Raw genomic sequence first — 23968 nt, 5'->3', positions numbered from 1 at the left:
CGGGAGAACCCGATGACAGCGATCGACCGAACGCGCGCCCGCCCGCGGCGCACCCCAGCGACCTGGGTCCGCGGCGGCGGACTGAGCAGCCTGCTCTTCCTGCTGCCGATGCTCCTGATCTTCGGCGTCTTCTCCTGGTGGCCCATCGTGCGAAGCGTCGTGATGAGCTTCCAGCACACCAACCTGGTGAGCGCGCCCACCTGGGTCGGGTGGGACAACTTCGTGCAGGTGGTGAACGATCCGCTGTTCTGGACCGCGGTCGGCAACACCGCGTGGTTCGCCTTCCTCGCACTGCTGCTCGGGTACCCCATCCCGCTGATCGCCGCGGTGCTGATGAGCGAGGTGAAGCGCGCGAAAGGGCTCTACAGCGCGCTCGCGTACCTGCCCGTGGTCGTGCCGCCGGTGGTGGCGGTGCTGCTGTGGAAGTTCTTCTACGACGCCCGCCCGGACGGCGTGTTCAACACCATCCTCGGATGGGTCGGGATCCCGCCGCAGCCGTGGATCCAGTCGGCGACGCAGGCGATGCCGTCGCTGGTCGTCGAGGCGACCTGGGCCGCGGCGGGCGGAACGATCATCATCTACCTGGCCGCGATCACCGGAGTGGCGCCCGAGCTGTACGACGCTGCCGAGGTCGACGGCGCGGGCATCTGGCGCAAGATCTGGCACGTCACGCTGCCGCAGCTGCGCAGCGTCCTGCTGATCACGCTCATCCTGCAGATCATCGGGACGGCGCAGGTGTTCCTCGAGCCGTTCCTGTTCACCGGGGGAGGTCCGGTCGACTCGACCGTCACCATCCTGCTGCTCATCTACCGGTACGCGTTCCAGAACTCGCTCGGCGGCGACTACGGCGCCGCCACCGCGCTCAGCCTGATGCTGGCGGCGTTCCTCGCCGTGCTGTCCCTCGTGTACTTCCGCCTCACCAAGTCCTGGAGCCAGAATTGACGACCTCGACCGAGCTGCCGCGCGAGGCGGCGGCCAACGCGCAGGAGCTCCTCGCCCCGGCTCCCCAGGAACCGACGAGACATCCGCGCGCCCGGCGCCGCGGGCTCGAGGAGGCGGGCGACCGCGGCATCCTCTCGATCTCCGACCGGCGGAAGCCCGGGGTGCGGTGGAGCGCGCGCGTCATCCACGGGGCTCTGCTCGTCGTCCTCGTGATCGTCGGCCTCGGGCCGCTGCTCTGGCTCGCCAAGTCGGCCATCACGCCGACGGAGGACACCCTCCGCACGCCGATGGCGCTGTTCCCGAACGGGGTGGACTGGGCGAACCTGTCGACCGCGTGGTCGACGGTCCATATCGACGTGCAGTTCATGAACACGATCTGGGTCGCCGCCGGATCGTGGGCGGCGCAGATCCTGGTGGCGACGACCGCGGGGTACGCCCTGAGCGTGCTCCGGCCGAAGTACGGGAGGGTGCTGTACGGCCTCATCCTGACGACGCTGTTCGTGCCGTCGGTGGTGCTGCTCGTGCCGCTGTACCTGACCATCCTGAACCCGCCGCTGCTCGGCCAGTCGCTCATCAACACGTTCTGGGCGGTCTGGCTGCCGGCCGGCGCCAGTGCCTTCAACGTCGTGCTGGTCAAGCGGTTCTTCGACAACCTGCCGCGCGAGATCTTCGAGGCGGCGCGGACCGACGGCGCCGGACCTTTCCGGCTGTTCTGGTCGATCGTGCTGCCGATGTCGAAGCCGATCCTCGGCGTGGTGTCCGTGTTCGCGATCATCGCGGCGTGGAAGGACTACCTGTGGCCGTTGCTCGTGCTGCGCGACCCGGCCATCCAACCGCTGTCGGTGCGGCTGCCCACCCTGCAGGCGGCGATCCAGTTGGATGTGTACCTCGCCGCCCTGGCGATCTCTACGCTCATCCCGATCGCGCTGTTCCTGGTGTTCCAGGGCCTGTTCCTGCGGAGCGCAGGGCTCGGCGGCGCCGTGAAGGGATGAGACGGCTGGGTTAGCATCGAGGGATGCGCGCAGCCCGACGTCGGACGGCCGCGGTGGTCGCCGTGGCGCTCTCGGCGACCCTGCTGTCCGGGGTGCTGACCGGATGCGTCGGCCCGGCGCCGGCCCGCACGGCGGGCGGGACACGCACCGCTGCGGCTGCGCCCACTCCCTCGCCCACGCCGACGGTCGACGCGGTCGAGGCGTACGCCCGGCAGCGGCTCGCGAACATGACCCTGCGGCAGAAGGTCGCCAGCCTGTTCATGCTGCACACACCCGGCACCGACCCGGCGGCACTGCGCGGGTACGTCGACCGGTACGGCGTCGGCGGCATGATCCTGATGGGCGACAACATCCCGGCGACTCCTGCCGAGCTCGCCGCGCAGACGGCGGCCATGTCCGCATCCGACCCCGGCCTCCCTCCGCTGATCGGTGTGGACGAGGAGGGCGGCGACGTCACGCGTCTCGGCTGGGACGACCAGCCGGGCGCCGACACCCTGCGGAGTCAGGACCCGGCGGCGACGCGCGACGCCTTCGCCCGGCGCGCGACGCTCCTGAAGCAGGCCGGGATCTCGGTGAACTTCGGGACAGTCGCCGACGTCACCGCCGACCCGGCCTCCTTCATCGCCGACCGCGTGCTCGGCACGGACCCTGGCGCGGCGGCCGCCCGTGTCACCGCCTCGGTCACGGGAGAGCGCGGAACGGTACTGAGCACGCTCAAGCACTTCCCCGGACACGGCGAGAGCGAGGCCGACTCGCACCACGCCGTACCGTCGACCGCCGTCAGCAAGCAGGACTGGTCGACGCGTGACGCCCCGCCGTTCCAGGCGGGCATCTCCGCTGGTGCCGAACTGGTCATGTTCGGGCACCTCGCCTACACGCAGGTGGATGCGGCGCCGGCGTCGCTCTCCGCGGCCTGGCACCGCATCCTGACCGATGAGCTCGGTTTCCGCGGCGCGAGCATCACCGACGACCTGCGGATGCTGCAGGACACGGGGCTGCCGCAATACCAGGACCCGGGGGAGAACGCGGTGCAGGCGATCGCGGCGGGGAACACCATGGTGCTCGACGTGCTGCCGGCCGGAGGCGATCCGGATGCGCTCATCGATGCCGTCGTGGCGGCGGTGCAGCAGAGCCGCATCCCGGTCGCGCAGATCGACGCGGACGCGCTGAAGCTGCTGGAGCTGCGCCGGTCGCTGTCCGCCGAAGAGTGACGCGTCAACTTTTTTGCGAATCGCGGAATAGTCCGGGAGTCCATGCGCTTGCATGTATTCGACGCGGGGCGGATGGGCCGCCCGGCGCGCGACTTCTAGGAGACACCGTGACCATCGAGATCCCCGGCTACAAGGCAGGCACCTGGACCATCGACCCCACCCACAGCGAGGTCGGCTTCAGCATCCGTCACCTGATGATCAGCAAGGTGAAGGGCGTCTTCGAGAACTTCGACGCCACCTTCGTGACCGCCGAGAACCCGCTCGAGTCGAAGGTCACCGCGAAGGCCGACGTCGCCTCCATCAACACCAAGGACAAGAACCGCGACGCGCACCTCCGCACCGGCGACTTCTTCCTCGCCGAGGAGCACCCGACGATCGACTTCGTCTCGACCGGCGTGCGCCACGAGAACGGCGAGTTCCTCGTCGACGGCGACCTCACCATCAAGGGCGTCACCAAGCCCGTCACCTTCGAGTTCGACTTCGGCGGCTTCGGCCAGGACCCGTACGGCAACTACAAGGCCGGCGCGACCGCGAAGACCAAGATCAACCGTGAGGACTTCGGCCTCACGTACAACGCCGCGCTCGAGACCGGCGGCATGCTGCTCGGCGACGAGGTGACCATCACCCTCGAGCTCCAGGCCGTCCTCGCCGCCTGACCCTGCGCCCTTCTCCCAGCGCCCCTCCGCCCACCGTCGAGTACGCACTTTTTGCACACGCCACGCCGCGCGTGCGTGCAAAGTTTGCGGACTCGACGGTGGGCGGACGCGCTTAAGCGGAGGGGTCAGTGGCCGAGCAGGGGCGCCAGGGTTCGCGCGATGACGGAGGCGCGGCGGGTGACCGACTCTTCCAGGTCGGCGGACTCCATCGCGACGAGGCCGGCGTTGGCCCCGGCGAACCGCAGCGGCTCCGGCTCCCACCGCGGTGAGCGGTGCCCGACCCACGGCAGCATCGTCAGGTCGGAGCGGGCTCCGGTGAGCAGGTCCGCCAGCGTGCGGCCGGCGAGGTTGGTGGTGCTCAGCCCGTCGCCGACGTAACCGCCCGCCCAGGCCTCGCGCGCATCCCGGTCATAGCCGACGCTCGCATGCCAGTCCCGCGGAACGCCGAGCGGTCCGCCCCAGTGGTGCGTGATGCGAGCGCCCGCGGCGTCCGGGAAGAGGTCGTAGAGCGTGTGGATGAGGTGGTCACGCACCCGCGGCGACCGGTCGTATCCCGGCCGGATGGCGCTCCCCAGGTGGTACCGCGCCCCGCGGCCTCCGAACGCGAACCGGTTGTCGGCGGTCCGCTGCCCGTAGACGATGAGGTTCCGGAAGTCGGTGAACGTCTGCCCGTGTTCGATGCCGATGCGCTCCCACGTCGCGTCGGGCAGCGGCTCGGTGGCGATCATCAGCGAGTAGAGCGGGAGGATGCGGCGACCCACCTGCGGAAGCTGCGAGCCGTAGCCCTCGGTCGCGTTGACCACGGTCCCGGCCCGGACCGTGCGCTCAGAACCGCCGGAGCGCACCCGCACCGTCCCGGCGTCCCACGACAGCACCTCCGTGCCCTCCGCGATGGTCGCTCCCCGCCGCTCGACGACCCGGGCGAGACCGCGCACCAGCTTCGCCGGGTGGATGCGCGCGCACGCCGGCGTGTACGTCGCGGCCAGCGCATCCCGCACCCCGAACCGCGAGCGCACGGTCTCGGTGCCCCACAGCGCCACACGATCGACGCCGTAGCGTTCCGACTCCTCGAACTCGGCGCGCGCGGCCGCGACCTGCGGTTTCGACCGGGCGAACGTCACCGTGCCGCCGCGGGCGAAGTCGATGTCGACGCCCTCTGCTTCGGCGATCCGGCCGACCTCGTCGACGGTGTCGACCATCGCCTGGCGCATTCCCACGGCAGCGTCCCGGCCGTATCGCGCCTCGAGCTTCGACGCCGACCACGGGAACAGCGACGAGCACCACCCGCCGTTGCGGCCGGACGCACCGAAACCGGCGACCTCCTTCTCCAGCAGCAGGATGCGCAGAGACGGGTCGCGCTCCTGGAGGTAGTAGGCGGTCCAGAGGCCGGTCAGGCCGGCACCGACAATGGCGACATCCACATCGGCATCGGCGTCGAGGCCGGGCCGGGGACGGAAGCCGTCCTCGTCGGCAGCGATGGAGTCGAACCAGAAGCCGACCGTGCGGTAGTCCATTGCGCTCCTTCTCGTTAAGGCGCGAATCCGGGACCGCGTGAGCAGTCCCGGATTCGTCCTTTGGGGGTCTTACAGGTGGTTCGAGGCCTCCGTCAGCACCGATTCCAGGATCTGGCGGATCTCGACGAACTCGCTCGGACCGATGGTGAGCGGCGGGGCGAGCTGCACCACGGGGTCTCCACGGTCGTCGGCGCGGCAGTACAGGCCGGCGTCGAACAGGGCCTTCGACAGGAACCCGCGGAGCAGACGCTCCGACTCGTCGTCGTTGAAGGTCTCCTTGGTGTTCTTGTCCTTCACCAGCTCGATGCCGAAGAAGTAGCCGGCGCCGCGGACATCGCCGACGATCGGCAGGTCGAGGAGCTTCTCGAGTTCGGCGCGGAACAGCGGGGAGTTCTCACGCACCCGCTCGTTGAGCTGCTCCTCCTCGAAGATGTCGAGGTTCTCCAGTGCCACCGCGGCCGAGACCGGGTGACCGCCGAAGGTGTAGCCGTGGTAGAACGACGTGTTGCCGTGCTTGAAGGGCTCGTAGATGCGGTCGCTGATGATCGTCGCGCCGATGGGGGAGTACCCGCTGGTCATGCCCTTCGCGCAGGTGATCATGTCCGGCACGTAGCCGTATTCGTCGCACGCGAACATGTGCCCGATGCGGCCGAACGCGCAGATGACTTCGTCGCTGACCATGAGGACGTCGTACTTGTCGCAGATCTCACGGACGCGCTGGAAGTATCCGGGAGGCGGCGGGAAGCATCCACCCGAGTTCTGCACCGGCTCGAGGAAGATGGCCGCGACGGTGTCGGGACCCTCGAACTGGATCATCTCCTCGATGCGGTTCGCCGCCCAGACGCCGAAGGCCTCGATGTCGTCGGTCGGCGCGCCCATCTCGCCCGCACGGTAGAAGTTGGTGTTCGGGACGCGGAACCCGCCGGGGGTGAGCGGCTCGAACATCTCCTTCATGGCCGGGATGCCGGTGATCGCCAGGGCGCCCTGCGGGGTGCCGTGGTAGGCGACGGCGCGCGACAGCACCTTGTGCTTGGTCGGCTTGCCCTGCAGCTTCCAGTAGTACTTGGCCAGCTTGAACGCGGTCTCGACCGCCTCGCCGCCGCCGGTGGAGAAGAAGACGCGGTTGAGGTCGCCCGGCGCGTAGGAGGCGAGCCGGTCGGCCAGCTCGATCGCGTTCGGGTGGGCGTACGACCAGATCGGGAAGAACGCGAGCTGCTCGGCCTGCTTCGCCGCCGTCTCGGCGAGGCGCTTGCGGCCGTGGCCCGCGTTCACCACGAAGAGTCCGGACAGCCCGTCGATGTACTGCTTGCCGTGCGAGTCCCAGATGTGGTGCCCCTCGCCGCGCGTGATGATCGGGACGCCGTGGCCCTCTTCCATCACCGACTGGCGGGCGAAGTGCATCCAGAGGTGGTCGCGCGCCTTCGCCTGCAGCGCCGCCTCCTCGGCCGCGATCGGCTCGCCGAACGTTTCTACGGTTGTCGTCATGGTTATCGCGTTCCCCAGTTGTAGAACTGTTTGTGGAGTTTCAGATACACGAACGTCTCGGTGGAGAGCACGCCCTCCAGCGTTCGGATCTCGGAGTTGAGCATCGTGATGAGGTCGAGGTCGTTCTCGCACACCACCTCGGCGAGGATGTCGAAGGTGCCGGCTGTCAGCACCACGTAGTCCACCGCCGGCATGGCCGCCAGCTTGTCGGCCACCGCACGCGTGTCGCCCGTGCAGCGCACGCCGATCATCGCCTGACGGTAGAAGCCGAGCTGCATGGGGTCGGTCACGGCCACGATCTGCATCACGCCCGACTCGGTCAGCTTCTGCACACGCTGGCGCACCGCCGCCTCGCTGAGACCGACGGCCTTGCCGATCTCCGCGTACGACTTGCGGCCGTCCGCCTGCAGTTGCTCGATGATCGCCTTGGAGACGTCGTCGATGACCGCAGCCTTCTGGCCGTTCGCTGCCCGAGGGGTACTCATGGAGCGATTCTGTCAGTGGATTGGATGTCTGGCAAGCGATTCCGCACGAATTTGCCCGTTTCGCTGACGAAATCAGTAGGCTGACCGCCATGACTGCTACCGACTCACCCGTACGGGAACTGCGGAACTTCGTCGACGGCCGCTCCGTGGAGGCACGCGGCACGGACAGCATCCCGCTGATCGACCCGGCGACGGAAGAGGTCTACGCCACGGCGCCCGTGTCCACCGAGGCGGATGTCGCCGACGCGTACGCCGCCGCCGAGCGCGCCTTCCGGACGTGGGGGCAGACTACGCCGGCCGAACGCCAGCTCGCGCTGTTCCGGATCGCCGACGCGATGGAGGCGCGTGCGGAGGAGTTCGCGGACGCCGAGTCGCAGGACACCGGCAAGCCGCGCGCCACGCTCGTGGAGGACGAGATCCTGCTGTCGGTGGACCAGATCCGCTTCTTCGCCGGCGCCGCGCGCAACCTCGAGGGGCGGTCGGCGGGGGAGTACATGCCCGACCACACCTCGTTCATCCGGCGCGAGCCGATCGGCGTCGTCGGTCAGGTGACGCCCTGGAACTACCCGCTGAACATGGCGGTGTGGAAGTTCGCCCCGGCGCTGGCCGCGGGCAACACGACCGTGCTCAAGCCGTCCGACACCACACCGCTGTCGACGCTGCTGCTGGCCGAGGTCGCCGCCGAGTTCCTGCCGGCGGGCGTGCTCAACGTGGTGCTCGGCGACCGGACGACCGGCGCGGCCATGACCGCGCATCCCATCCCGCAGCTGATCTCGATCACCGGGTCCGTGCGGGCCGGGATGGAGGTGGCGCGCGCGGCGTCCTTCGACCTCAAGCGGGTGCACCTCGAGCTCGGCGGCAAGGCGCCCGTGATCGTGTTCAACGACGCCGACATCGAGAAGGCGGTCGCCGGCATCGTGGCGGCCGGCTACTTCAACGCAGGTCAGGACTGCACGGCCGCGACGCGCCTGCTCGTGCAGGACGGCATCCACGACGAGTTCGTCGCCGCGCTGGCGCAGTACGCCCGCGAGAACGCGCGCACCGGCGCGCCGCGGGAGGACGGCATCCTCTACGGTCCGCTGAACAACGCGAACCAGCTGGCGCAGGTGTCGGGATTCGTCGACCGGCTCCCGGACCACGCCCGCGTCGAGCTGGGCGGCAACCGCCAGGGCGATCGCGGCTACTTCTGGGAGGCCACCATCGTGTCGGGCCTGCGGCAGGACGACGAGGCCGTGCAGAACGAGATCTTCGGCCCGGTGCAGACGGTGCAGCGGTTCGCGGACGAGGCGGAGGCCCTGGCGAACGCCAACGGCGTGAAGTACGGGCTCGCGTCGTCGGTCTGGACGAAGGACCACGGCCGCGCGATGCGGTTCGCGAAGGGGCTCGACTTCGGCTGCGTGTGGGTCAACACGCACATCCCGATCGTCGCCGAGATGCCGCACGGCGGGTTCAAGCACTCCGGTTACGGGAAGGACCTGTCGGCGTACGGCTTCGAGGACTACACGCGCATCAAGCACGTCATGTCGTACATCGGCGAGTAGGCCGGCCGCCCAGCCAACAGCTCCGGACTTTTTCGCCCCCGCCGCGGCGTGTCGGGCGGAAAAAGTCCGGAGCTGTCGGCGTGGGCGGCGGGTCAGGAGTCCCGGCGGGCGATGCGGAGGGGGTTGCCGTCGCGGAGTTCGGCCGGGAGGGCGCCCTGCGGGGCGTCCTGGTAGGCGATGGGCGTCAGCCAGCGGCGGAGGGAGGTCGCGCCCACCGAGGTGTGGATGCTCCCGGTCGTGGACGGCCAGCCGCCACCGTGGTGCTGCGCCCACCCGATGGCGACGCCGGTCGGCCAGCCGTCGAAGAGGAGGCGGCCCGCGACAGCGGTGAGGGAGGCCGCCAGGGCGCTGACGTCCTCGTCCGTCCCGCGGTGGATGGTCGCGGTGAGCGACGGCTCCAGTGCTGCGATCAGCGCCGGCAGCTGGGATTCGTCGTAGCGGACCAGCACGGTGACCGGGCCGAAGCACTCGGCGAGGAAGGGTGCGGGGTCGGCCAGGAAGGTGTCGGCGTCCATGAGGACGACGGTCGGCGCGGAGGCGCCGCCCGCGGCCTCCCCGCGTAGCACCTCGACGGACGGGTGGGCGGCGAACGCGGCCACGCCGTCGGCGAAGGCCTCCGTCATCGCCGGGGTCAGCTGACGGCTCGACGGGGCGTGGCCGAGAGCGTTCCGCACAGCGTCCTCGACGCCGCCGCCGGACGCAACGAAGACGAGTCCCGGTTTGGTGCAGTACTGACCCGCGTCGCGGGTGAAGGAGGCGACCAGGCCCGTCCCGATGGCATCGGCTCGCTCCGTCGCGGCGGCCCGCGTCACGACGACCGGGTTGATGCTGCCGAGCTCCCCGTAGAACGGGATCGGGTCGGGACGCGAGACGGCGAGGTCGAACAGAGCCCGCCCGCCCCGGGTCGAACCGGTGAACCCGGCCGCGCGCATGAGCGGGTGGCGGACCAGGTCGGTGCCCGCGTCCATCCCCTCGACGAGCGCGAACCAGCCGGGTGGGAGGATGCGCGCCGCGAGAGCAGCCGTCCGGCGGGAGAGCAGCGGGTGACCCGGGTGCGCCTTGACGATCACCGGGCAGCCGGCCGCCAGCGCAGACGCGGTGTCGTTGCCGAGCACCGAGAACGCGAACGGGAAGTTCGACGCCGCGTACACCGCGACCGGGCCCAGCGGCCGTAGGATGCGGCGGAGGTCCGGGCGGGGCGGGATGAGCGACGGGTCGGGCGATTCGACCACCGCCTCCAGGTACGCGCCCTCGCGGATCACCCCGGCGAAGAACCGCAGCTGCGCCGCCGTGCGCGTGACCTCTCCGTCGAGCCGTGCGACAGAGAGGTGTGTCTCCTCGTTGCCGAGGCGGACGAGCTCCGCCCGGTCGTCGTCGAGGGCTGCGGCGAGGGCTTCCAGCCAGCCGGCGCGCTCCTCGCGGGTCGTGGGAGTGGATGCGGCACGGGCCGCCGCGATCGCCGCATCGGCCACGGCGGTCTCGAGTGCGGCCGCACTGGCGCTCACGCGAAAGCCGCCAGCCCGGTCAGCGCCCGGCCCAGGACGAGCGTGTGGATCTCGTCCGTGCCCTCGTAGGTGCGCACCGACTCCAGGTTGGCCATGTGCCGCATGACCGGGAAGGCGCTCGTGATGCCGTCGCCGCCGAGAATGGTGCGCGCCTCGCGCGCGATCGCCAGCGCCTCGCGCACGCTGTTCAGCTTGCCGACGCTGATCTGCGTCGGGGTGAGCCGCCCCGACTCCTTCAGCCGACCCAGATGCAGCGCCAGCAGCATCCCCTTCTCGTACTCGACGAGCATGTTCGCCAGCTTCTCCTGGATCAGCTGGGTCGCGCCGATCGGGCGTCCGAACACCTCACGCGTCGTCGCGCGCTCGATCGACACCTCGAGGCAGTCGCGGGCGGCACCCATCGCGCCCCATACGATGCCGTAACGCGCCTCGTTGAGACACGAGAACGGACCGGAGAGGCCGCGCGCGCCGGGGAGGAGCGCCGACGACGGGAGGCGGACCTCATCCAGCACCACGTCGCACTGCACCGAGGCGCGCATCGAGAGCTTTCCGTCGATCGCGGTCGCGGAGAACCCCGGGGTCGAGGTCGGCACCACGAAGCCGCGGACACCGTCGTCCGTGGCCGCCCAGACGACGGCGACATCGGCGAGAGCGGCCAGCCCGATCCAGCGCTTGGCGCCGCTGAGCACCCAGTCGTCGCCGTCGCGACGGGCCGTCGTACGCATGGCCGCCGGGTCGCTCCCGCCCTCCGGCTCGGTCAACGCGAAGCAGCCGATGCGCTCGCCGCGGGCCATCGGCGGGAGCCACTCGGCCTTCTGCTCGTCGGAGCCGAACTTCGAGATCGCACTCATCGCCAGGGAGCCCTGCACCGAGACGAACGTGCGCCAGCCGCTGTCGGCGGCCTCCAGCTCGTGGCAGACCAGACCGTAGCTGACCGCGCCGGCGCCCGCGCATCCCTCGTCCTTCAGGTGCATGCCGAGCACGCCGAGCGCACCGAGCTCTGCGACCAGCTCGCGGCGGAAGTGCTTGTCCTCGAAGTCCTGCTCGATGACCGGGCGGATGCGCTCGGTCGCGAACGCGCGCGCACGGTCGCGCCAGCCGCGCTCCTCGTCGCTGAGCAGGTGGTCGATGCTGAACGCCTCGTCGAGGGTTGTCGTCACGGTCGGTCCTTTCGCCGGTCCATCAGGTGGTGCAGGTGATTCGGTAATGCAGGTTTGTCTGGCGCGCTCAGCGCTCGTCCGCCCAGCGTCCCTCGTGCGCGCCGAGCGGCGGAGGCGGGGTGCGGTGGACGGCCGGAGCGGTGTCCAGCCGGATGGGCGTCGCCGGCTGACGCGAGGTGCGCCCGGTCTCGGGGTCGACGCTCGTCACGACCGGTTCGAGGCCGAGCGACTCGGCGAATGCGAACGCCTCGCCGATGTCATTCACGAGCCCGGCCGGAACGCGGGCACGGGTGAACGCGTCCACCCAGTCGGCGGCAGTCCGGGAGGCCAGCAGTGGTTCGATGACACCGCGGAGGGCGTCGCGGTTGCGCACGCGGGCCTCGTTGGTGGCGAAACGCTCGTCACCGGAGAGATCAGGGTGGCCGAGGGCGCCGGCGAACGCGCCGAATTGCCGGTCGTTGCCGACAGCCACGACGAGTTCGCGGTCCGCTGCACGGAACAGCTCGTACGGCGCGATGCTCGGGTGAGCGTTGCCGAGCCGTGCGGGGGAGCGGCCGGTCGCGAGGGTGCCGGATGCCTGGTTGGTGAGGGCGGCGAGCAGAGACCCGAGCAGGTCCACATCCACCCGGGAGCCGCGCCCGGTCGCGTCGCGCTGGCGGAGGGCGAGCAGGATGCCGGAGAACGCGTTGAGGCCGGTCAGCACATCCACCAGGGCGACGCCGACCTTGCTCGGTTCGCCCTCGGGCGCTCCGGTGATGCTCATCAGCCCGCCGACCGCCTGCACGAGCAGGTCGTAGCCGGGGAGGGCCGCGCCCGCTTCTCGACCGAAACCGGTGATCGAGCAGAACACCAGCCGCGGGTTCGTTTCGCGCAGGGACTGTTCATCGAGGCCGAAGCGCTCCATGACGCCGGGGCGGAAGTTCTCGACCACGACGTCGGCCGTGCTCGCCAGGCGCCGGGCCGTCGCGACCCCGTCGGGGGTGGAGAGGTCGCAGACGACCGAGCGCTTGTTGCGGTTGACCGAGCCGAAGTAGGTGGACTGGCCCGCATCGTCGACCGGAGGACGCCAGGCGCGGGTGTCATCGCCGCCGGGGCTCTCGATCTTGATCACATCGGCGCCGAAGTCGGCCAGCATCATGGTGGCGTACGGCCCGGCGAGTACGCGCGAGAAGTCGGCCACGCGGACCCCGCGCAGCACGCCCGCATCCGGCTTTTCCGAGAGAGGGCCGCGCTCGTCGGCCATGCTCGCTCCTTCGCTCGACACGAATTCATCCTATAGCGAATGATTCGATCACGTTATCGTGGACGGGTGACCACAGCGACGCGCGAAGCAGCACGCACCGGCCGTGCGGCGCCCGGCGCGCGCGACGCCGTGTTCGCCCAGCTCGACGACGCCGGACGCGCGGAACAGGTGGCCCGGAGGCTGACGGACGCCATCCTGCTCGGGGTGCTGGAAGCCGGCGAGCGGCTTCCCAGCGAGGCCGAGCTGGCGCGCCGCTTCGGCGTGGCGCTCGTGACGGCGCGGGAGGGGCTCGGGATGCTCCGGCAGGCCGGGCTCGTCGAGACGCGGCGCGGGCGCGACGGCGGCAGTTTCGTCGTGCACCGCGGAGAGGCCGACGACGCCCTGCTCGCGGCGCGGCTGCGCGGGCTCTCGCAGGTCGAGCTGACCGACCTGGCGGTGTACGTGACGACGATCGCCGCCGGGTGCGCCGACCGCGCCGCCGAGCGTTCGACGCCTGCCGACGATGACCGGCTGGGCGCCTGGGTGGCGGCGGCGGACTTCTCCGACGCGGCCGAGGCTCGGCGCAATGCCGGCGGTTTCCTCCTGGAGCTCGCCGTGCTCAGCCAGTCCGCGCGACTGGTGCGGGAGCAGCTGCGGCTGCAGGCGGAGTTCGGCCCGTTGCTGTGGCTCGGGATGCGCGACCCGGCTTTGCGTGCGGCCACCGAATCCGCCGCTCGGGAGGTCGTGGAGGCAGTCGCTTCGCGTGAGGCCTCGACCGCCCGGGCACGGCTGAGCGGGCTGTTGGACGAGGTGGCCCGGTGGCTGCTCGCGGCGAAGGCGCGGATCGAGCGCGGAGGGACGATCGATGGCTGAACCGACCACGGAGGCCGCGGTGGAGGCCCTTGCCGCGGCCGCGCGCGTCTCGGACCTGTTCGCGCGCATCCACGACACCCTCGGCGGCTGGCGGGAGGCGATCCTCGCCGCCGAGCCGTCGGGTGCGTCCGCCCTCGACGATCGGATCGCGGCGCTGGTGCTGCCGGCCCTCGGCGAGGACGACCCGCTGTTCATCGGCGCCGGCTTCGTCGCCGCGCCGGAGCTGACCGGCGGCTCCGACGTCCGGTTCTGCTGGTGGCTCGGCCCCCTCGACGAGAACCCGGTGTTCGGCGCGACGCGGGTGCCGTCGAAGCTCGACCTCGCCGCGCGCTCGTACTCGGAGTACCTGCGCGACTTCCGGTCGCTGGAGTGGTACAGCGTCCCGCAGTCGACCCACCGCACGCACATCACCGGTCCGTACGTCGACCACCTGTGCGCATGCGACTACATCGTCACGGTGACGTCGCCGGTCGAGCGAGACGGCCGGATGCTCGGCGTCGTCGGCGTGGATGTGTACGTCAAGCGTCTCGAGCGGGTGCTGCTCCCGGCCATGCTCGGGAGCGACCGGCCGCTGGCGCTCGTCAACGAGCACGGCCGCGTGACGGTGTCGACGGATCCGGCCGTGCCGGCCGGGACGGTCATCCCCGTCGGCCCCGATGCGGAGGAGTGCGCGGGGACGACGTTCCGGCTCGTGGAGACCGGGGGAGTCTGAGCGGGGCCCGGGCGCATCAGCCTGCAGGCGTTGTGCCGCCGGGCTACACTCGCAACGACCGCGCACACGCGCGACCCGGCCGGCGACAGGCCCGGGACCAGACGACCAGGAGGAGCCGACGATGACTGGCGGCTTCATCCGGTACGCGCCGACGGCCGGTGCGTCGCGGTGGCTGCTCGTGGCGGGTCGCCGGTTCGTCGCCGCCGTCGAGAGCACGGTCTCCGATGGGATCGTCGACGCCGTCTACTGGCTGGCGGATTCCGACCTGGCGACCATCGAGTCCGTCGTCGGAGCCTTCCCGCTCGCCGGGCCGGACAGCGTCCGCTCGTTCGCCGTCGCGGAGATCGCCGAGCCCAACGCCGCGGGCGAGGTCACCGTGACGGCGGTGGTGCGCGGGTCGGCGGCCGTCGACGTCTTCTCAGTCGGCGGTGCGCGCCGGTTCTCGTCCGGGGGAGTCCAGCCGTGGGTGCTGGCCGAGTTCCGCACGGTGACGGGCCTGGTGCTGCAGGGCGACGACGCACCGACCGGGCCGGTCGCCCGGCTCTCGATCGGCTCGCTGCCACTCCGCGTCGGCGTGACCGACGGCGAACTCCTGACCTGGACGCTGCAGCCGATCGAGCGCGCCGAGCGCAGCCGTGAGGCCCCGGCCGCAGCCGAGGCGGTGACCGGTCCGGCGGCCGAAGAGACGATCATCCGGTCCCGCAATCAGAGCTCCAGCCTGTTCGGCGGCGCGGGAGGCGCGGAAGCCGGTGTCGGTGACGCCGGTGCGGCGTCCGAGGTCGTGCCGCCCGCGGCGCATCCCGCCGCGCACGAGCTGCCCGGTGCCGTCGACATCGACGAACCCGCGCCGTCCTCGCCCGGTCCTGTGGTGCTCGCTCCGGCTTGCGACACGCCGGTCGCGCCCGCTGGGCCGCTGACGATCCGCGCGGACGAGGTGTTCCCGCCGACCGAGCCGGTGGTGCTCCCGCCGCCCCCTGCGACCTTCGCCGCGCGCCTCCCGTCGGGGGACACGATCCCGCTCGACGTGCCCGTCCTGATCGGCCGCCGGCCGGCCCCGCAGCGTGTCGACTCGGGCGTGGAGCCGCGTCTCGCCACCGTCCCATCGCCTACCCAGGAGGTGTCGTCGACGCACGTCCGCATCGAGCAGTCGGGGGACGCGGTCGTCGTCACCGACCTCCGCTCGACGAACGGGACGGTGGTGACCGGACCCACCGGTGCGCGGCGGCTGCGGCCGGGCGAGTCGTCCGTGGTGCTCGCCGGAGCGAGGGTGGAGATCGGCGACGGTAATATCATCGAGATCACCGCCCGCAGAGACGAAGGACGCGAGTGACCCAGATCGGTCGCAGCAGCAGACGCCATACCGTGGCTGTCCCCGGCGATCCCGACGCCCGCATCAGCCTCTCCTGGGCCGCCCTCAGCGATACCGGATACCGCCGCAGCGTGAACGAGGACAGCCTCCTCGCGCGGTCCCCGATCTTCGCCGTCGCCGACGGTATGGGCGGCCACACGGCGGGAGATTTCGCCAGCACGGCGGTGGTCACGCGTCTCGCCGAGAAGGTGAAGGCCGACTTCGTCGGAGAACTCGCACTCACCGAGGCGCTCCGCGCGGCGGTCGACGACATGACCCGCGGAGTGGGCCAGACCGACCTCGGAACGGGCACGACGGTCACCGGCATCGCCCTCACGCTGGCAGACGGCAACCCGTACTGGCTGGTGTTCAACATCGGCGATTCCCGCGTCTACAGCTACCGCGACGGGACGCTGGAGCAGCTCACCGTCGACCACTCGATCGTGCAGGAGCTGCTGGACGCGGGCGCCATCACCCCGGCGGAGGCCGAGGTGCACCCGCACAGCAACGTCATCACGCGCGCGGTCGGCTTCAACGAGGACCCGGTCCCCGACTACTTCCTGCTGCCGATCGTCGCCGGCTCCCGGCTGCTGGTGTGCTCGGACGGCCTGACGAAGGAGCTCACCGAGCACGGCATCCGCTACTTCCTCGGCGAGGGCTCCTCTCCGCTCGACGCAGCGCAACAGCTGATGGATGCGGCACTCGGCAACGGCGGGCGCGACAACGTGACCGTCGTGGTCGTCGACGTGCTGGCGACCCCGGAGTCCGGAGCGCACCGCGAGGGCGTCTCCCGCAGGGCCGCGCGCCGCCACTGATTCTGCCCCCCGACTTGGGGGTAATCGAGTTGTCCCCAGTGCGGGTCCGGGCCGGTCGTCGGCGGGATCCGGCTGCCTACAATTGTCAGACGCCTCGCACCGGCGAAGGCGTGATCGACGAACGGGAGGAGCCGATGGCCCGGCGTTTGCCGTCCCAGCCGCCGAATCTCCCCGGTTTCTCCTACGTCCGGGTGCTGGGTTCCGGCGGCTTCGCCGACGTCTTCCTGTACGAGCAGAACATGCCGCGTCGTCAGGTGGCGGTCAAGGTGATGCTCGCCGAAGTGGTCACCAGCCAGGTCAAGCAGATGTTCCAGGCCGAGGCCAACCTGATGGCGCAGCTCAGCACGCATCCCTCGATCCTCACCGTCTATCAGGCCAGCGTCTCCTCCGACGGGCGGCCCTACCTGGTCATGGAGCTCTGCTCCGCGGCGATCGGCCAGCGCTACCGCACCGAGCCCCTGTCGGTGCCGGAGGCGCTCAGCACCGGCGTGCGCATCGCCAGCGCGGTCGAGACCGCCCACCGCGCCGGAGTGCTGCACCGCGACATCAAGCCGTCGAACATCCTGAGCACGGCGTACGGGCACCCGGTGCTGAGCGACTTCGGCATCGCGGCCACGCTGAGCGAGGCCGACGTCACCGAGGCGATCGGCCTCTCCATCCCGTGGTCGGCGCCCGAGGTGCTGCTCGACGAGACGAGCGGGACGATCGCGAGCGAAGTCTGGTCGCTCGGCGCGACCCTGTACTCGCTGCTCGCCGGGCGTTCGCCGTTCGAGGTGCCCGGCAAGGAGAACACGTCCGCCGAGCTCATCCAGCGCATCACCAAGAGTCGACCGCTCCCGATCGGGCGGGCGGATGTCCCGCCGCGCCTCGAACAGGTGCTGATGCGTGCGATGTCTCGCCGCCCGTCGCAGCGTCAGCGGAGCGCGCTGGAGTTCATCCGCGAGCTGCAGGCGGTGGAGAGCGAGCTCGGGCTGCCGCAGACGCCCATCGAGGTCGCGATGGATGACTGGGCCCTGGCGACGGCCGGCGATCCGGAGGACCGGACCCGCGTGAAGGGCGTCGTTGCCGTCGACCCGGGCGCGCGCCGCCGCCGACGCCGGGCGGCACCTGCCTCCGCGACGGTCACGCGCGCGCCGACCCGGACCGTCGTCCGCGAGAGCGGGAGCGCTCAGACGCCGCAGCAGGCAGCCCCGTCGAAGACCTCGCGCGCGCTCGTGCTCTCGCTCGTCGCGTGCGCGGTGCTCGTCGTCGTGCTCGCCGTGACGGCCTCGATCGTGCTCGTTCGTGCCGGGGCCAGCGACGACATCCCGACCGTCCGCGACCTCAGCGGCCGGGTGACCGGCAGCACCATCGTGTTCACCTGGACCGATCCAGGGCTCCAGGAGGGCGACACGTACCAGGTCACGGTCGACGACCAGCCGCCCAGCAGCCAGCACGCGACCGAGTTCCGCGTTGATGCGAAGTCGGGCCAGACCGTCTGCGTCACGGTCACGGTGAACCGCGACGGCAAGACCGGGACGCCGAGCGGGCAGAAGTGCGTCGAAGGGACGGGCGGGACGTGACCCGCCTCGGCGCCATCGGCTCGTGGCTCGCCGCGCACAAGTCCATCGCGGCGACAGCCGTGAGCGGGACGGCGGTGGCCGCTCTGGTGACGACGCTCGCCGTCGTCTCGGGCGGCTACAGCGCGCAGCACCTGCGGCTCGATGACGCCTCGGTCTGGGTCGCGAGCGACGCCAAGAAGTCGCTCGGGCGGGCGAACACCGAGATCGACAAGCTCAACTCGGTGGTGGCCGGCACGGGGGAGGCGCTCGACGTCGTCCAGGACGGTACCGACGTGCTCCTGCTCGACCGGGAGGCGAACACGGTCGCGGTGGTCGACCCGGCCACCGCGGAGGCCGGCAAGTCCGTCGCGCTCCCGCCGCGTGCGCCGCAGGTGTCGCTCGCCGGCGGCCACGTCGCTCTATTGTCCCAGACGACCGGCCAGCTGTGGCTCACCGGGGTCGACCAGCTGGAGGACTTCAACTCCGGCTCGGCGGCCACGATCGACCTCGGCGGCCGCGCGGTGTCGGCGATGGACCCGTCCGGCGTGCTGTTCGCGTACCAGCCGGCCACCCGTGCCCTGGTGCGTGTCGCCCTCGACGGCGCCGAGCCGTCCACGACGACCGAGACGCTGCGCACGCGGGGCGATGGAGCCGATGTCTCGCTCACCTCGGTGGGCGGTCACTGGGCGCTGCTCGACCCGTCGGCCCGCACGCTGTCGATGGAGGGCCGGACGGTCAGCCTCGCAGCCCTCCTTCCCGAGGGCGACGATCCGGTGCTGCAGCAGCCGTCGGCCGACGGGGACGCCGTATTCATCGCTTCCACCGCCGGACTCATCCGGGTGCCGCTCGACAACGGGTCGGCGAGCCGCGTGCTCGCCCGGCAGTCGGCCGCGCCGGCCGCGCCGGTCGCGGTCGACGGCTGTACCTACGCCGCCTGGAACGACGGGACGGCCTGGCGGTCGTGCTCGGCGAACGGCTCGGGCGAGAGGTCGACGCTGAAGGATGTGCCGTCGGGCGCCGTGCTCGGATTCCGCGTGAACGGCGACCGCGTCGTCCTGAACGACGGCCGCTCCGGTGTCTCCTGGGCGGTGCAGAGCGGAAACGCCCGCATCGACAACTGGGACGAGCTGGTGTCGAAGAAGACCACGCAGGAGCTCGTCAACCAGACCAAGCAGGATGACGCCCCGCAGTACGAGAAGCAGGAGCAGCCTCCCGTCGCCGTCGCCGATTCCTTCGGTGCCCGGCCAGGACGCGTGACGCCGCTGCCGGTGCTCCTCAACGATTACGACCCCAACGGCGACGTGCTGACGATCGACTCGTTCACCGCGGTGCCGGCGAACCAGGGCACGATCGAGCTCACCAACGCCGATCAGCAGCTCCAGCTCTCGCTTCCCGACACGGCCACCGGGACGATCGCCTTCGACTACACGATCTCGGACGGCCGCGGCGGGACGGCGAGTGCGCACGTGACCGTGGCGGTGCGGACGTCCGCCGAGAACAGCCCTCCGGTCTGTGTGCGCAACGCGAAGGCCGTGGTGCAGTCCGGCGGTCGTGTGTCGGCTCCCGTGCTGGGCGACTGCTACGACCCCGACGGCGACTCCTTCTACCTCGCCGGCGCTTCCGTCCCCGCTCCGGACACCGTGACCTTCACCCCGCAGGGCCAGGTCGCCTACTCCGACCACGGCGACGGCGAGGGGGTCAAGGATGTCGCCCTCACCCTCTCGGACGGGCGCGCGGAGGCCGCCGGCCTGCTCGCCGTGACCGTGCGCGCGCCGGGCCAGGTGCCGATCATCGCGGACCCCTTCGCCGTCGTGGCCTACCAGGGGCAGGAGGTGACGGTCGCACCGCTCGACCATGTGCGCGGCGGCAACGGCACGGTGCGCCTGAGCACCGTCCCGACCAAGGCGGATGCGACGATCACGCCGGATTACCAGGGCGGCACCTTCCGCTTCGAGTCCGATCAGGCCGGGACGCACAACATCGAGTACTCGGTCACCGACGGCATCGTGACGGCGACCGGCGTCGTCCGAGTCGAGGTGAAAGCGCCACCCGGGGCGAAAACCGCACCGATCGCGGTGCCGCACACCGCATTCATCCGCGAGCAGTCGACGCAGGACGTCGATGTCCTCGCCACCGACATCGACCCGTCCGGCGGCGTGCTGCTCGTCACCGGGGTGACGGAGCCGGAGGCCGCGAGCGGCGTCCGCGTGCAGGTGCTGCAGCAGCGCACCCTGCGCGTCACGCTGAGCCGACCGCTCGAGGGCCCCGTGGACTTCCACTACCGGCTCAGCAACGGCCTGGCCGACACGGTCGGCACCGTCACCGTCGTGCAGCTGCCGCCGCTGACCGTGCACCAGCCGCCGATCGCTGCGCCCGACAGCGTCTCCGTCCGGGTGAACGACGTGGTCGACATCCCGGTGCTCGCCAACGACGTGCAGCCCGACGGTGACAAGCTCACCCTCGACCCGACGCTGGCGACGCCGCTTCCGAGCGGCGCCGGACTGCTGTTCGCCAGCGGCGACCACCTGCGGTACCTCGCTCCGGCCAAGCCCGGCAACTACACCGCGGCGTACAAGGTCTACGGCGCCGACGGCCAGTGGGCGACTGCCGAAGTGACGATCGCCGTGCGCGAGCGCGACGCCGCCACCAACAATCCGCCGGTGCCCAAGACCGTCACCGCCCGTGTGCTCGCCGGCGACACGGTCCGCATCACCGTCCCGCTCTCCGGGATCGACCCCGACGGCGACTCGGTGCAGTTCATCGGGCAGGAGACGAACCCGCAGAAGGGCGCCGTGATCGCCTCCGGGCCCGATTGGATGGACTTCCAGGCCGGAGACTACGCGGCGGGCACCGACACCTTCACCTACGCGGTGGTCGACGCGCTCGGCGCCCGCGCCACCGGGACGGTCCGGGTCGGCATCGCGGCCCGGGTGGAGGGCGCGCGCAACCCGATCGCGGTCGAGGACGACGTGACGGCCCGGCCGGGCCGGACGCTCTCGGTGCAGGTGCTCGCCAACGACAGCGACCCCGACGGCAGCCCGCTCAGCGTCACGGCGGTGACCTCGCTCGACGGCAAGGCGAAGGCGAAGATCAGCGGCGATGTGGTGACCGTCACCGCGCCCCAGACCGAGGGCGCCTACGGCTTCCTCTACACGATCCAGAACGAGCGCGGGGGAACCAGCCAGGCGTTCCTGCGGCTCACCGTCGATACGAAGGCGCCGCCCGCGCGTCCCGTCGTGTCCGACACGACCCTGGGTCTCTCGGACATTCTCGGCAAGGACCGGGTGGATGTGAACGTGCTGGCCAACGTCTTCTTCGCCGACGGGCCGGTGTCCAGCCTGAAGCTGTCGCTCGTGCCCGGGTACACCAGCGATGCGCAGGTCACCTCGTCGAAGCGCATCCGGATCGCCATCGGGGCGAAGAGCCAGATCGTGCCCTTCCGGGTGGCGAACCCGGAAGACGAGGACGTCGTCGCCTACGGGTTCGTGCGGGTGCCCGGCTACAACGACGCCCTGCCGCAGCTGAAGCGGGGTGCGCCCAAGCTGACGGTGGTGAGCGAGAAGACCCTGACCATCCACCTCAACGACTACATCGTGGCCGTTGGCGACCGGAAGGTGCGGCTGACCGACGCCGCGACCGTCCGTGCGACCCACGCGAACGGAGACGACCTGGTCGCTGGAAGCGACACCCTCCAGTTCACGTCGTCGCCACGGTACTTCGGGCCGGCGTCCATCTCGTTCCAGGTGACGGACGGCACCAGCGCGACCGACCCGGACGGCAACGTCGCGACGATCGTGCTCCCGATCGAGGTGACGCCGCGCGAGAACCAGCCGCCGGTGTTCACCGGGGCGCTCATCGACTTCGAGCCGGGGCAGACGAAGACGATCGACCTGACCAAGGTGACCAAGTACCCGTACGCCAAGGACGTCGGCGAGCTGGTGTACTCCATCCAGGATCCGCGACCCGCCGGAGTCTCGGCGTCGCTGAACGGGCAGAAGCTGACGGTGACCGTCGCCGCCGACGCCGAGAAGGGCACACGTCCGTCCCTCTCCATCGGGGTGAAGGATGCCGTGAACGCCGGGCAGGCCGGGCGCATCGACATCTCGGTCGTGCCTTCGACGCGTCCGCTCGCGAGTCCGCAACCCGACCGCGTGATCGCGCCGCGCGGGCAGACGTCGACGGTGGATGTGCTGGCCAACGACGGCGCGACCAACCCGTTCCCCGGCAAGCCGCTGCGGGTCGTGGCCGTTCGCGGTCTCGGCGCCGGGCTGCCGGACGGAGTGACCATCACGCCGAGCGCCGACAACGCGGAGCTCCAGATCACCGTCTCGCAGACCGCGGCGCCTGCGGACACCACGCTGCAGTACGAGGTCGCCGACGCGACCGGAGACCCGGATCGGTATGTCTGGGGCACGGTGACGGTCTCGGTGCAGGACCGCCCCGCCCCGGTATCGAACGTCCAGGTCGGTGCCATCGCCGACCGCAGCCTCACGCTCTCGTGGATCCCCGGCGCCTTCAACAACTCGCCGATCACCGGATTCGAGGTGACGATGGCGTCGGCGTCGACCGGCGCGGTGCTGTCCACCACGCCGTGCGCGACGACGACCTGCGCTATCACGACGCCGGGCAACGGGCCGTCCAACTCCGTCACCCTCAGCGTGCGGGCGAAGAACGCGCTCGGACTCTCTGATCCGACGACGTACGCCGAACCCGTGTGGTCCGACGTGATCCCGAACGCCCCGGCCGCCCTCTCGTCGACGCCTCTCGATCAGGGCCTCCGGGTCACCTGGGCGAAGCCGGCCGACGCTCCGGGGGCGAGCCCGATCACCTCGTACGTGGTGTCGGTGGGCGGCGTGACGAAGGCCCTGCAGGTCATGGGCACGGACCCGGTCGGCACCCGCTACGCGCTGAACGTGACCGACCTGGGCATCGCGAACGGCGCGGCGATCGGCTTCACCGTCGCGTCGCGCAACGAGTTCTATCAGGGCCGGACGACGTGGAACCAGAGCCAGGGGAGCGGCGTGCCCGCCGGGGCGCCGACGACGACGACGACCGCGCCTGTCGCCACCCCGAGCACGACCGACGGCACGAGCGCCACGCTCAGCTGGTCGAACGTCTTCGGCGACAACGGCACCGCGATCACCGCCTACTACGTCGCCGTCTTCCAGGGCGGCAACCCCACGTCGTGCCGGGTCGACGGCGTCGAGGACGGCCAGCCCACCCTCAGCACCGCGGGCCTCACCCGCGTCCAGGGCGGCAGCACCACCTTCGACGGGCTGAACCCGAACCGCACCTACAACTTCATCGTCTACGCCTACAACGGCCAGGGCTGCACGCCCGCCGCGATCGTTAGTGCGACCCCGCGCCAGGCGCCGGGCGATGTCAGCCAGATCGATGTTAACGGGCGGGTGCAGAACGGAGACACCGTCGACTTCGGCGTCTCCATCTCGTACCGCGCGGGCGGCGGGTCCAACCCGGTGTTCGACTACCAGCTGCTCGGCCCAGGCGACGCCGTCGTGGACTCGGGTCAGCTCGCCGGCACTTCGGGCATCCTCACCGGTTCCAACGGCGGTCACTACGGCGTCCCCTTGAAAGTGAAGATCATCCGCGTCTGCGAGAGCTACGCAGACAGCGCGCCGCTCTGCTCCAACCAGACAGCGACGCAGGATCTCGGAGTCGCGGTGAGCCTCGCCATCGGTGGCGGGCGCTACGACCGCACCAGCCGCACGTTCACATGGACAAGCTGGCCGACCGGGCAGTACGACGCGGTCACGTACAGCTGCGACGGGACGACGCAGCTGCCCATGCCGGCGACGGGACAGACGGCGTCCTGCACACCACCCGAGGGCGATCCGACGCCGACCCTGGTCATCCGGGTCGTCAGCGGGTCCGACACGTACAGCCAGGCATACCCGGAATCGAGTCTGCAATGAGTGGAGGACGCCATACTGATGGGATGTGCCGCT

General features: G+C 70.8%; 17 protein-coding genes. 11 read left to right on the top strand and 6 right to left on the bottom strand.

What is annotated here, in order from left to right:
* The first annotated feature begins 12 nt into the window (after window positions 1–12).
* The 4 genes from ACF1AJ_RS04770 to ACF1AJ_RS04755 all read left to right on the top strand — a co-directional run bounded on the left by ACF1AJ_RS04770 (window position 13) and on the right by ACF1AJ_RS04755 (window position 3801).
* Window positions 13–942, top strand: coding sequence for a carbohydrate ABC transporter permease (locus tag ACF1AJ_RS04770; RefSeq protein WP_391506329.1), 930 nt, complete (start codon window positions 13–15; stop codon window positions 940–942).
* A complete protein-coding gene (locus ACF1AJ_RS04765) occupies window positions 939–1934 on the top strand; it encodes a carbohydrate ABC transporter permease (protein ID WP_391506328.1) in 996 nt (331 codons plus the stop codon). Before ACF1AJ_RS04770 ends, ACF1AJ_RS04765 begins: the two co-directional genes overlap by 4 nt.
* A gap of 23 nt (window positions 1935–1957) precedes the next feature.
* The gene (locus ACF1AJ_RS04760) at window positions 1958–3145 is read left to right on the top strand and encodes a glycoside hydrolase family 3 N-terminal domain-containing protein (protein ID WP_391506327.1); all 1188 of its coding nucleotides are present in this window, start codon (window positions 1958–1960) and stop codon (window positions 3143–3145) included.
* Window positions 3146–3252: 107 nt separating this feature from the next.
* Window positions 3253–3801, top strand: a complete 549-nt coding sequence (locus ACF1AJ_RS04755; protein WP_391506326.1) for a YceI family protein — start codon at window positions 3253–3255, stop codon at window positions 3799–3801.
* A 125-nt stretch (window positions 3802–3926) separates the two neighbouring features.
* Here ACF1AJ_RS04755 and ACF1AJ_RS04750 read toward each other — a convergent pair whose 3' ends face one another.
* The 3 genes from ACF1AJ_RS04750 to ACF1AJ_RS04740 all read right to left on the bottom strand — a co-directional run bounded on the left by ACF1AJ_RS04750 (window position 3927) and on the right by ACF1AJ_RS04740 (window position 7285).
* The gene (locus ACF1AJ_RS04750; RefSeq protein WP_391506325.1) at window positions 3927–5315 is read right to left on the bottom strand and encodes an NAD(P)/FAD-dependent oxidoreductase; all 1389 of its coding nucleotides are present in this window, start codon (window positions 5313–5315) and stop codon (window positions 3927–3929) included.
* 69 nt (window positions 5316–5384) lie between these two features.
* Window positions 5385–6800 carry an aspartate aminotransferase family protein gene (locus tag ACF1AJ_RS04745; protein WP_018190843.1) on the bottom strand — a complete coding sequence of 472 codons (1416 nt, stop codon included), beginning with the start codon at window positions 6798–6800 and terminating at the stop codon, window positions 5385–5387.
* Window positions 6801–6802: 2 nt separating this feature from the next.
* Window positions 6803–7285, bottom strand: a complete 483-nt coding sequence (locus ACF1AJ_RS04740; protein ID WP_018190844.1) for an Lrp/AsnC family transcriptional regulator — start codon at window positions 7283–7285, stop codon at window positions 6803–6805.
* Window positions 7286–7374: 89 nt separating this feature from the next.
* On the opposite strand from ACF1AJ_RS04740, the gene ACF1AJ_RS04735 reads away from it, so the two are divergent.
* Window positions 7375–8826, top strand: a complete 1452-nt coding sequence (locus ACF1AJ_RS04735) for a gamma-aminobutyraldehyde dehydrogenase (RefSeq protein WP_391506324.1) — start codon at window positions 7375–7377, stop codon at window positions 8824–8826.
* A 92-nt stretch (window positions 8827–8918) separates the two neighbouring features.
* Here the strand turns inward: ACF1AJ_RS04735 and ACF1AJ_RS04730 are convergent, their stop codons facing one another.
* The 3 genes from ACF1AJ_RS04730 to ACF1AJ_RS04720 form a co-directional block, all read right to left on the bottom strand.
* Entirely contained in the window at window positions 8919–10331 is a 1413-nt protein-coding gene (locus ACF1AJ_RS04730; RefSeq protein ID WP_391506323.1) for an aldehyde dehydrogenase (NADP(+)), read from the bottom strand.
* Window positions 10328–11491 (bottom strand): acyl-CoA dehydrogenase family protein, encoded by a 1164-nt coding sequence (locus tag ACF1AJ_RS04725; protein WP_391506322.1) that lies wholly within the window; start codon window positions 11489–11491, stop codon window positions 10328–10330. The genes ACF1AJ_RS04730 and ACF1AJ_RS04725 overlap by 4 nt, the downstream gene beginning before the upstream one ends.
* A gap of 67 nt (window positions 11492–11558) precedes the next feature.
* Window positions 11559–12734, bottom strand: a complete 1176-nt coding sequence (locus tag ACF1AJ_RS04720; protein ID WP_391507438.1) for a CaiB/BaiF CoA transferase family protein — start codon at window positions 12732–12734, stop codon at window positions 11559–11561.
* Window positions 12735–12800: 66 nt separating this feature from the next.
* Between ACF1AJ_RS04720 and ACF1AJ_RS04715 the strand changes: the two genes are divergently transcribed.
* From ACF1AJ_RS04715 to ACF1AJ_RS04690, 6 genes are all read left to right on the top strand, one after another.
* Window positions 12801–13586 (top strand): FadR/GntR family transcriptional regulator, encoded by a 786-nt coding sequence (locus ACF1AJ_RS04715; protein ID WP_391506321.1) that lies wholly within the window; start codon window positions 12801–12803, stop codon window positions 13584–13586.
* A complete protein-coding gene (locus ACF1AJ_RS04710; RefSeq protein ID WP_391506320.1) occupies window positions 13579–14298 on the top strand; it encodes a cache domain-containing protein in 720 nt (239 codons plus the stop codon). The genes ACF1AJ_RS04715 and ACF1AJ_RS04710 overlap by 8 nt, the downstream gene beginning before the upstream one ends.
* Window positions 14299–14419: 121 nt before the next feature.
* On the top strand, window positions 14420–15628 hold the full coding sequence (locus tag ACF1AJ_RS04705; RefSeq protein WP_391506319.1) for an FHA domain-containing protein: 1209 nt from the start codon (window positions 14420–14422) through the stop codon (window positions 15626–15628).
* Complete coding sequence (locus ACF1AJ_RS04700) at window positions 15625–16461, top strand: PP2C family protein-serine/threonine phosphatase (RefSeq protein ID WP_391506318.1); 837 nt, start codon at window positions 15625–15627, stop codon at window positions 16459–16461. The genes ACF1AJ_RS04705 and ACF1AJ_RS04700 overlap by 4 nt, the downstream gene beginning before the upstream one ends.
* A 110-nt stretch (window positions 16462–16571) precedes the next feature.
* Window positions 16572–18023: a serine/threonine-protein kinase gene (locus tag ACF1AJ_RS04695; RefSeq protein ID WP_018190854.1), complete on the top strand. Its 1452-nt coding sequence runs from the start codon at window positions 16572–16574 to the stop codon at window positions 18021–18023.
* Window positions 18020–23935, top strand: coding sequence for an Ig-like domain-containing protein (locus ACF1AJ_RS04690; protein ID WP_391506317.1), 5916 nt, complete (start codon window positions 18020–18022; stop codon window positions 23933–23935). The genes ACF1AJ_RS04695 and ACF1AJ_RS04690 overlap by 4 nt, the downstream gene beginning before the upstream one ends.
* The last annotated feature ends 33 nt before the right edge of the window (window positions 23936–23968 follow it).

This window comes from Leifsonia sp. NPDC014704 (assembly GCF_043083605.1).
Classification (GTDB): domain Bacteria; phylum Actinomycetota; class Actinomycetes; order Actinomycetales; family Microbacteriaceae; genus Leifsonia.
The sequence above is the reverse complement of the archived record's forward strand: the minus strand, read 5'-3'. Positions and strand labels throughout refer to the sequence as shown.

Coding starts and splice junctions, on each gene's coding strand:
- ACF1AJ_RS04770 (WP_391506329.1), top strand. CDS start 13: ATGACAGCGATCGACCGAACGCGCGCCCGCCCGCGGCGCACCCCAGCG.
- ACF1AJ_RS04760 (WP_391506327.1), top strand. CDS start 1,958: ATGCGCGCAGCCCGACGTCGGACGGCCGCGGTGGTCGCCGTGGCGCTC.
- ACF1AJ_RS04750 (WP_391506325.1), bottom strand. CDS start 5,315: ATGGACTACCGCACGGTCGGCTTCTGGTTCGACTCCATCGCTGCCGAC.
- ACF1AJ_RS04745 (WP_018190843.1), bottom strand. CDS start 6,800: ATGACGACAACCGTAGAAACGTTCGGCGAGCCGATCGCGGCCGAGGAG.
- ACF1AJ_RS04740 (WP_018190844.1), bottom strand. CDS start 7,285: ATGAGTACCCCTCGGGCAGCGAACGGCCAGAAGGCTGCGGTCATCGAC.
- ACF1AJ_RS04735 (WP_391506324.1), top strand. CDS start 7,375: ATGACTGCTACCGACTCACCCGTACGGGAACTGCGGAACTTCGTCGAC.
- ACF1AJ_RS04720 (WP_391507438.1), bottom strand. CDS start 12,734: ATGGCCGACGAGCGCGGCCCTCTCTCGGAAAAGCCGGATGCGGGCGTG.
- ACF1AJ_RS04710 (WP_391506320.1), top strand. CDS start 13,579: ATGGCTGAACCGACCACGGAGGCCGCGGTGGAGGCCCTTGCCGCGGCC.
- ACF1AJ_RS04705 (WP_391506319.1), top strand. CDS start 14,420: ATGACTGGCGGCTTCATCCGGTACGCGCCGACGGCCGGTGCGTCGCGG.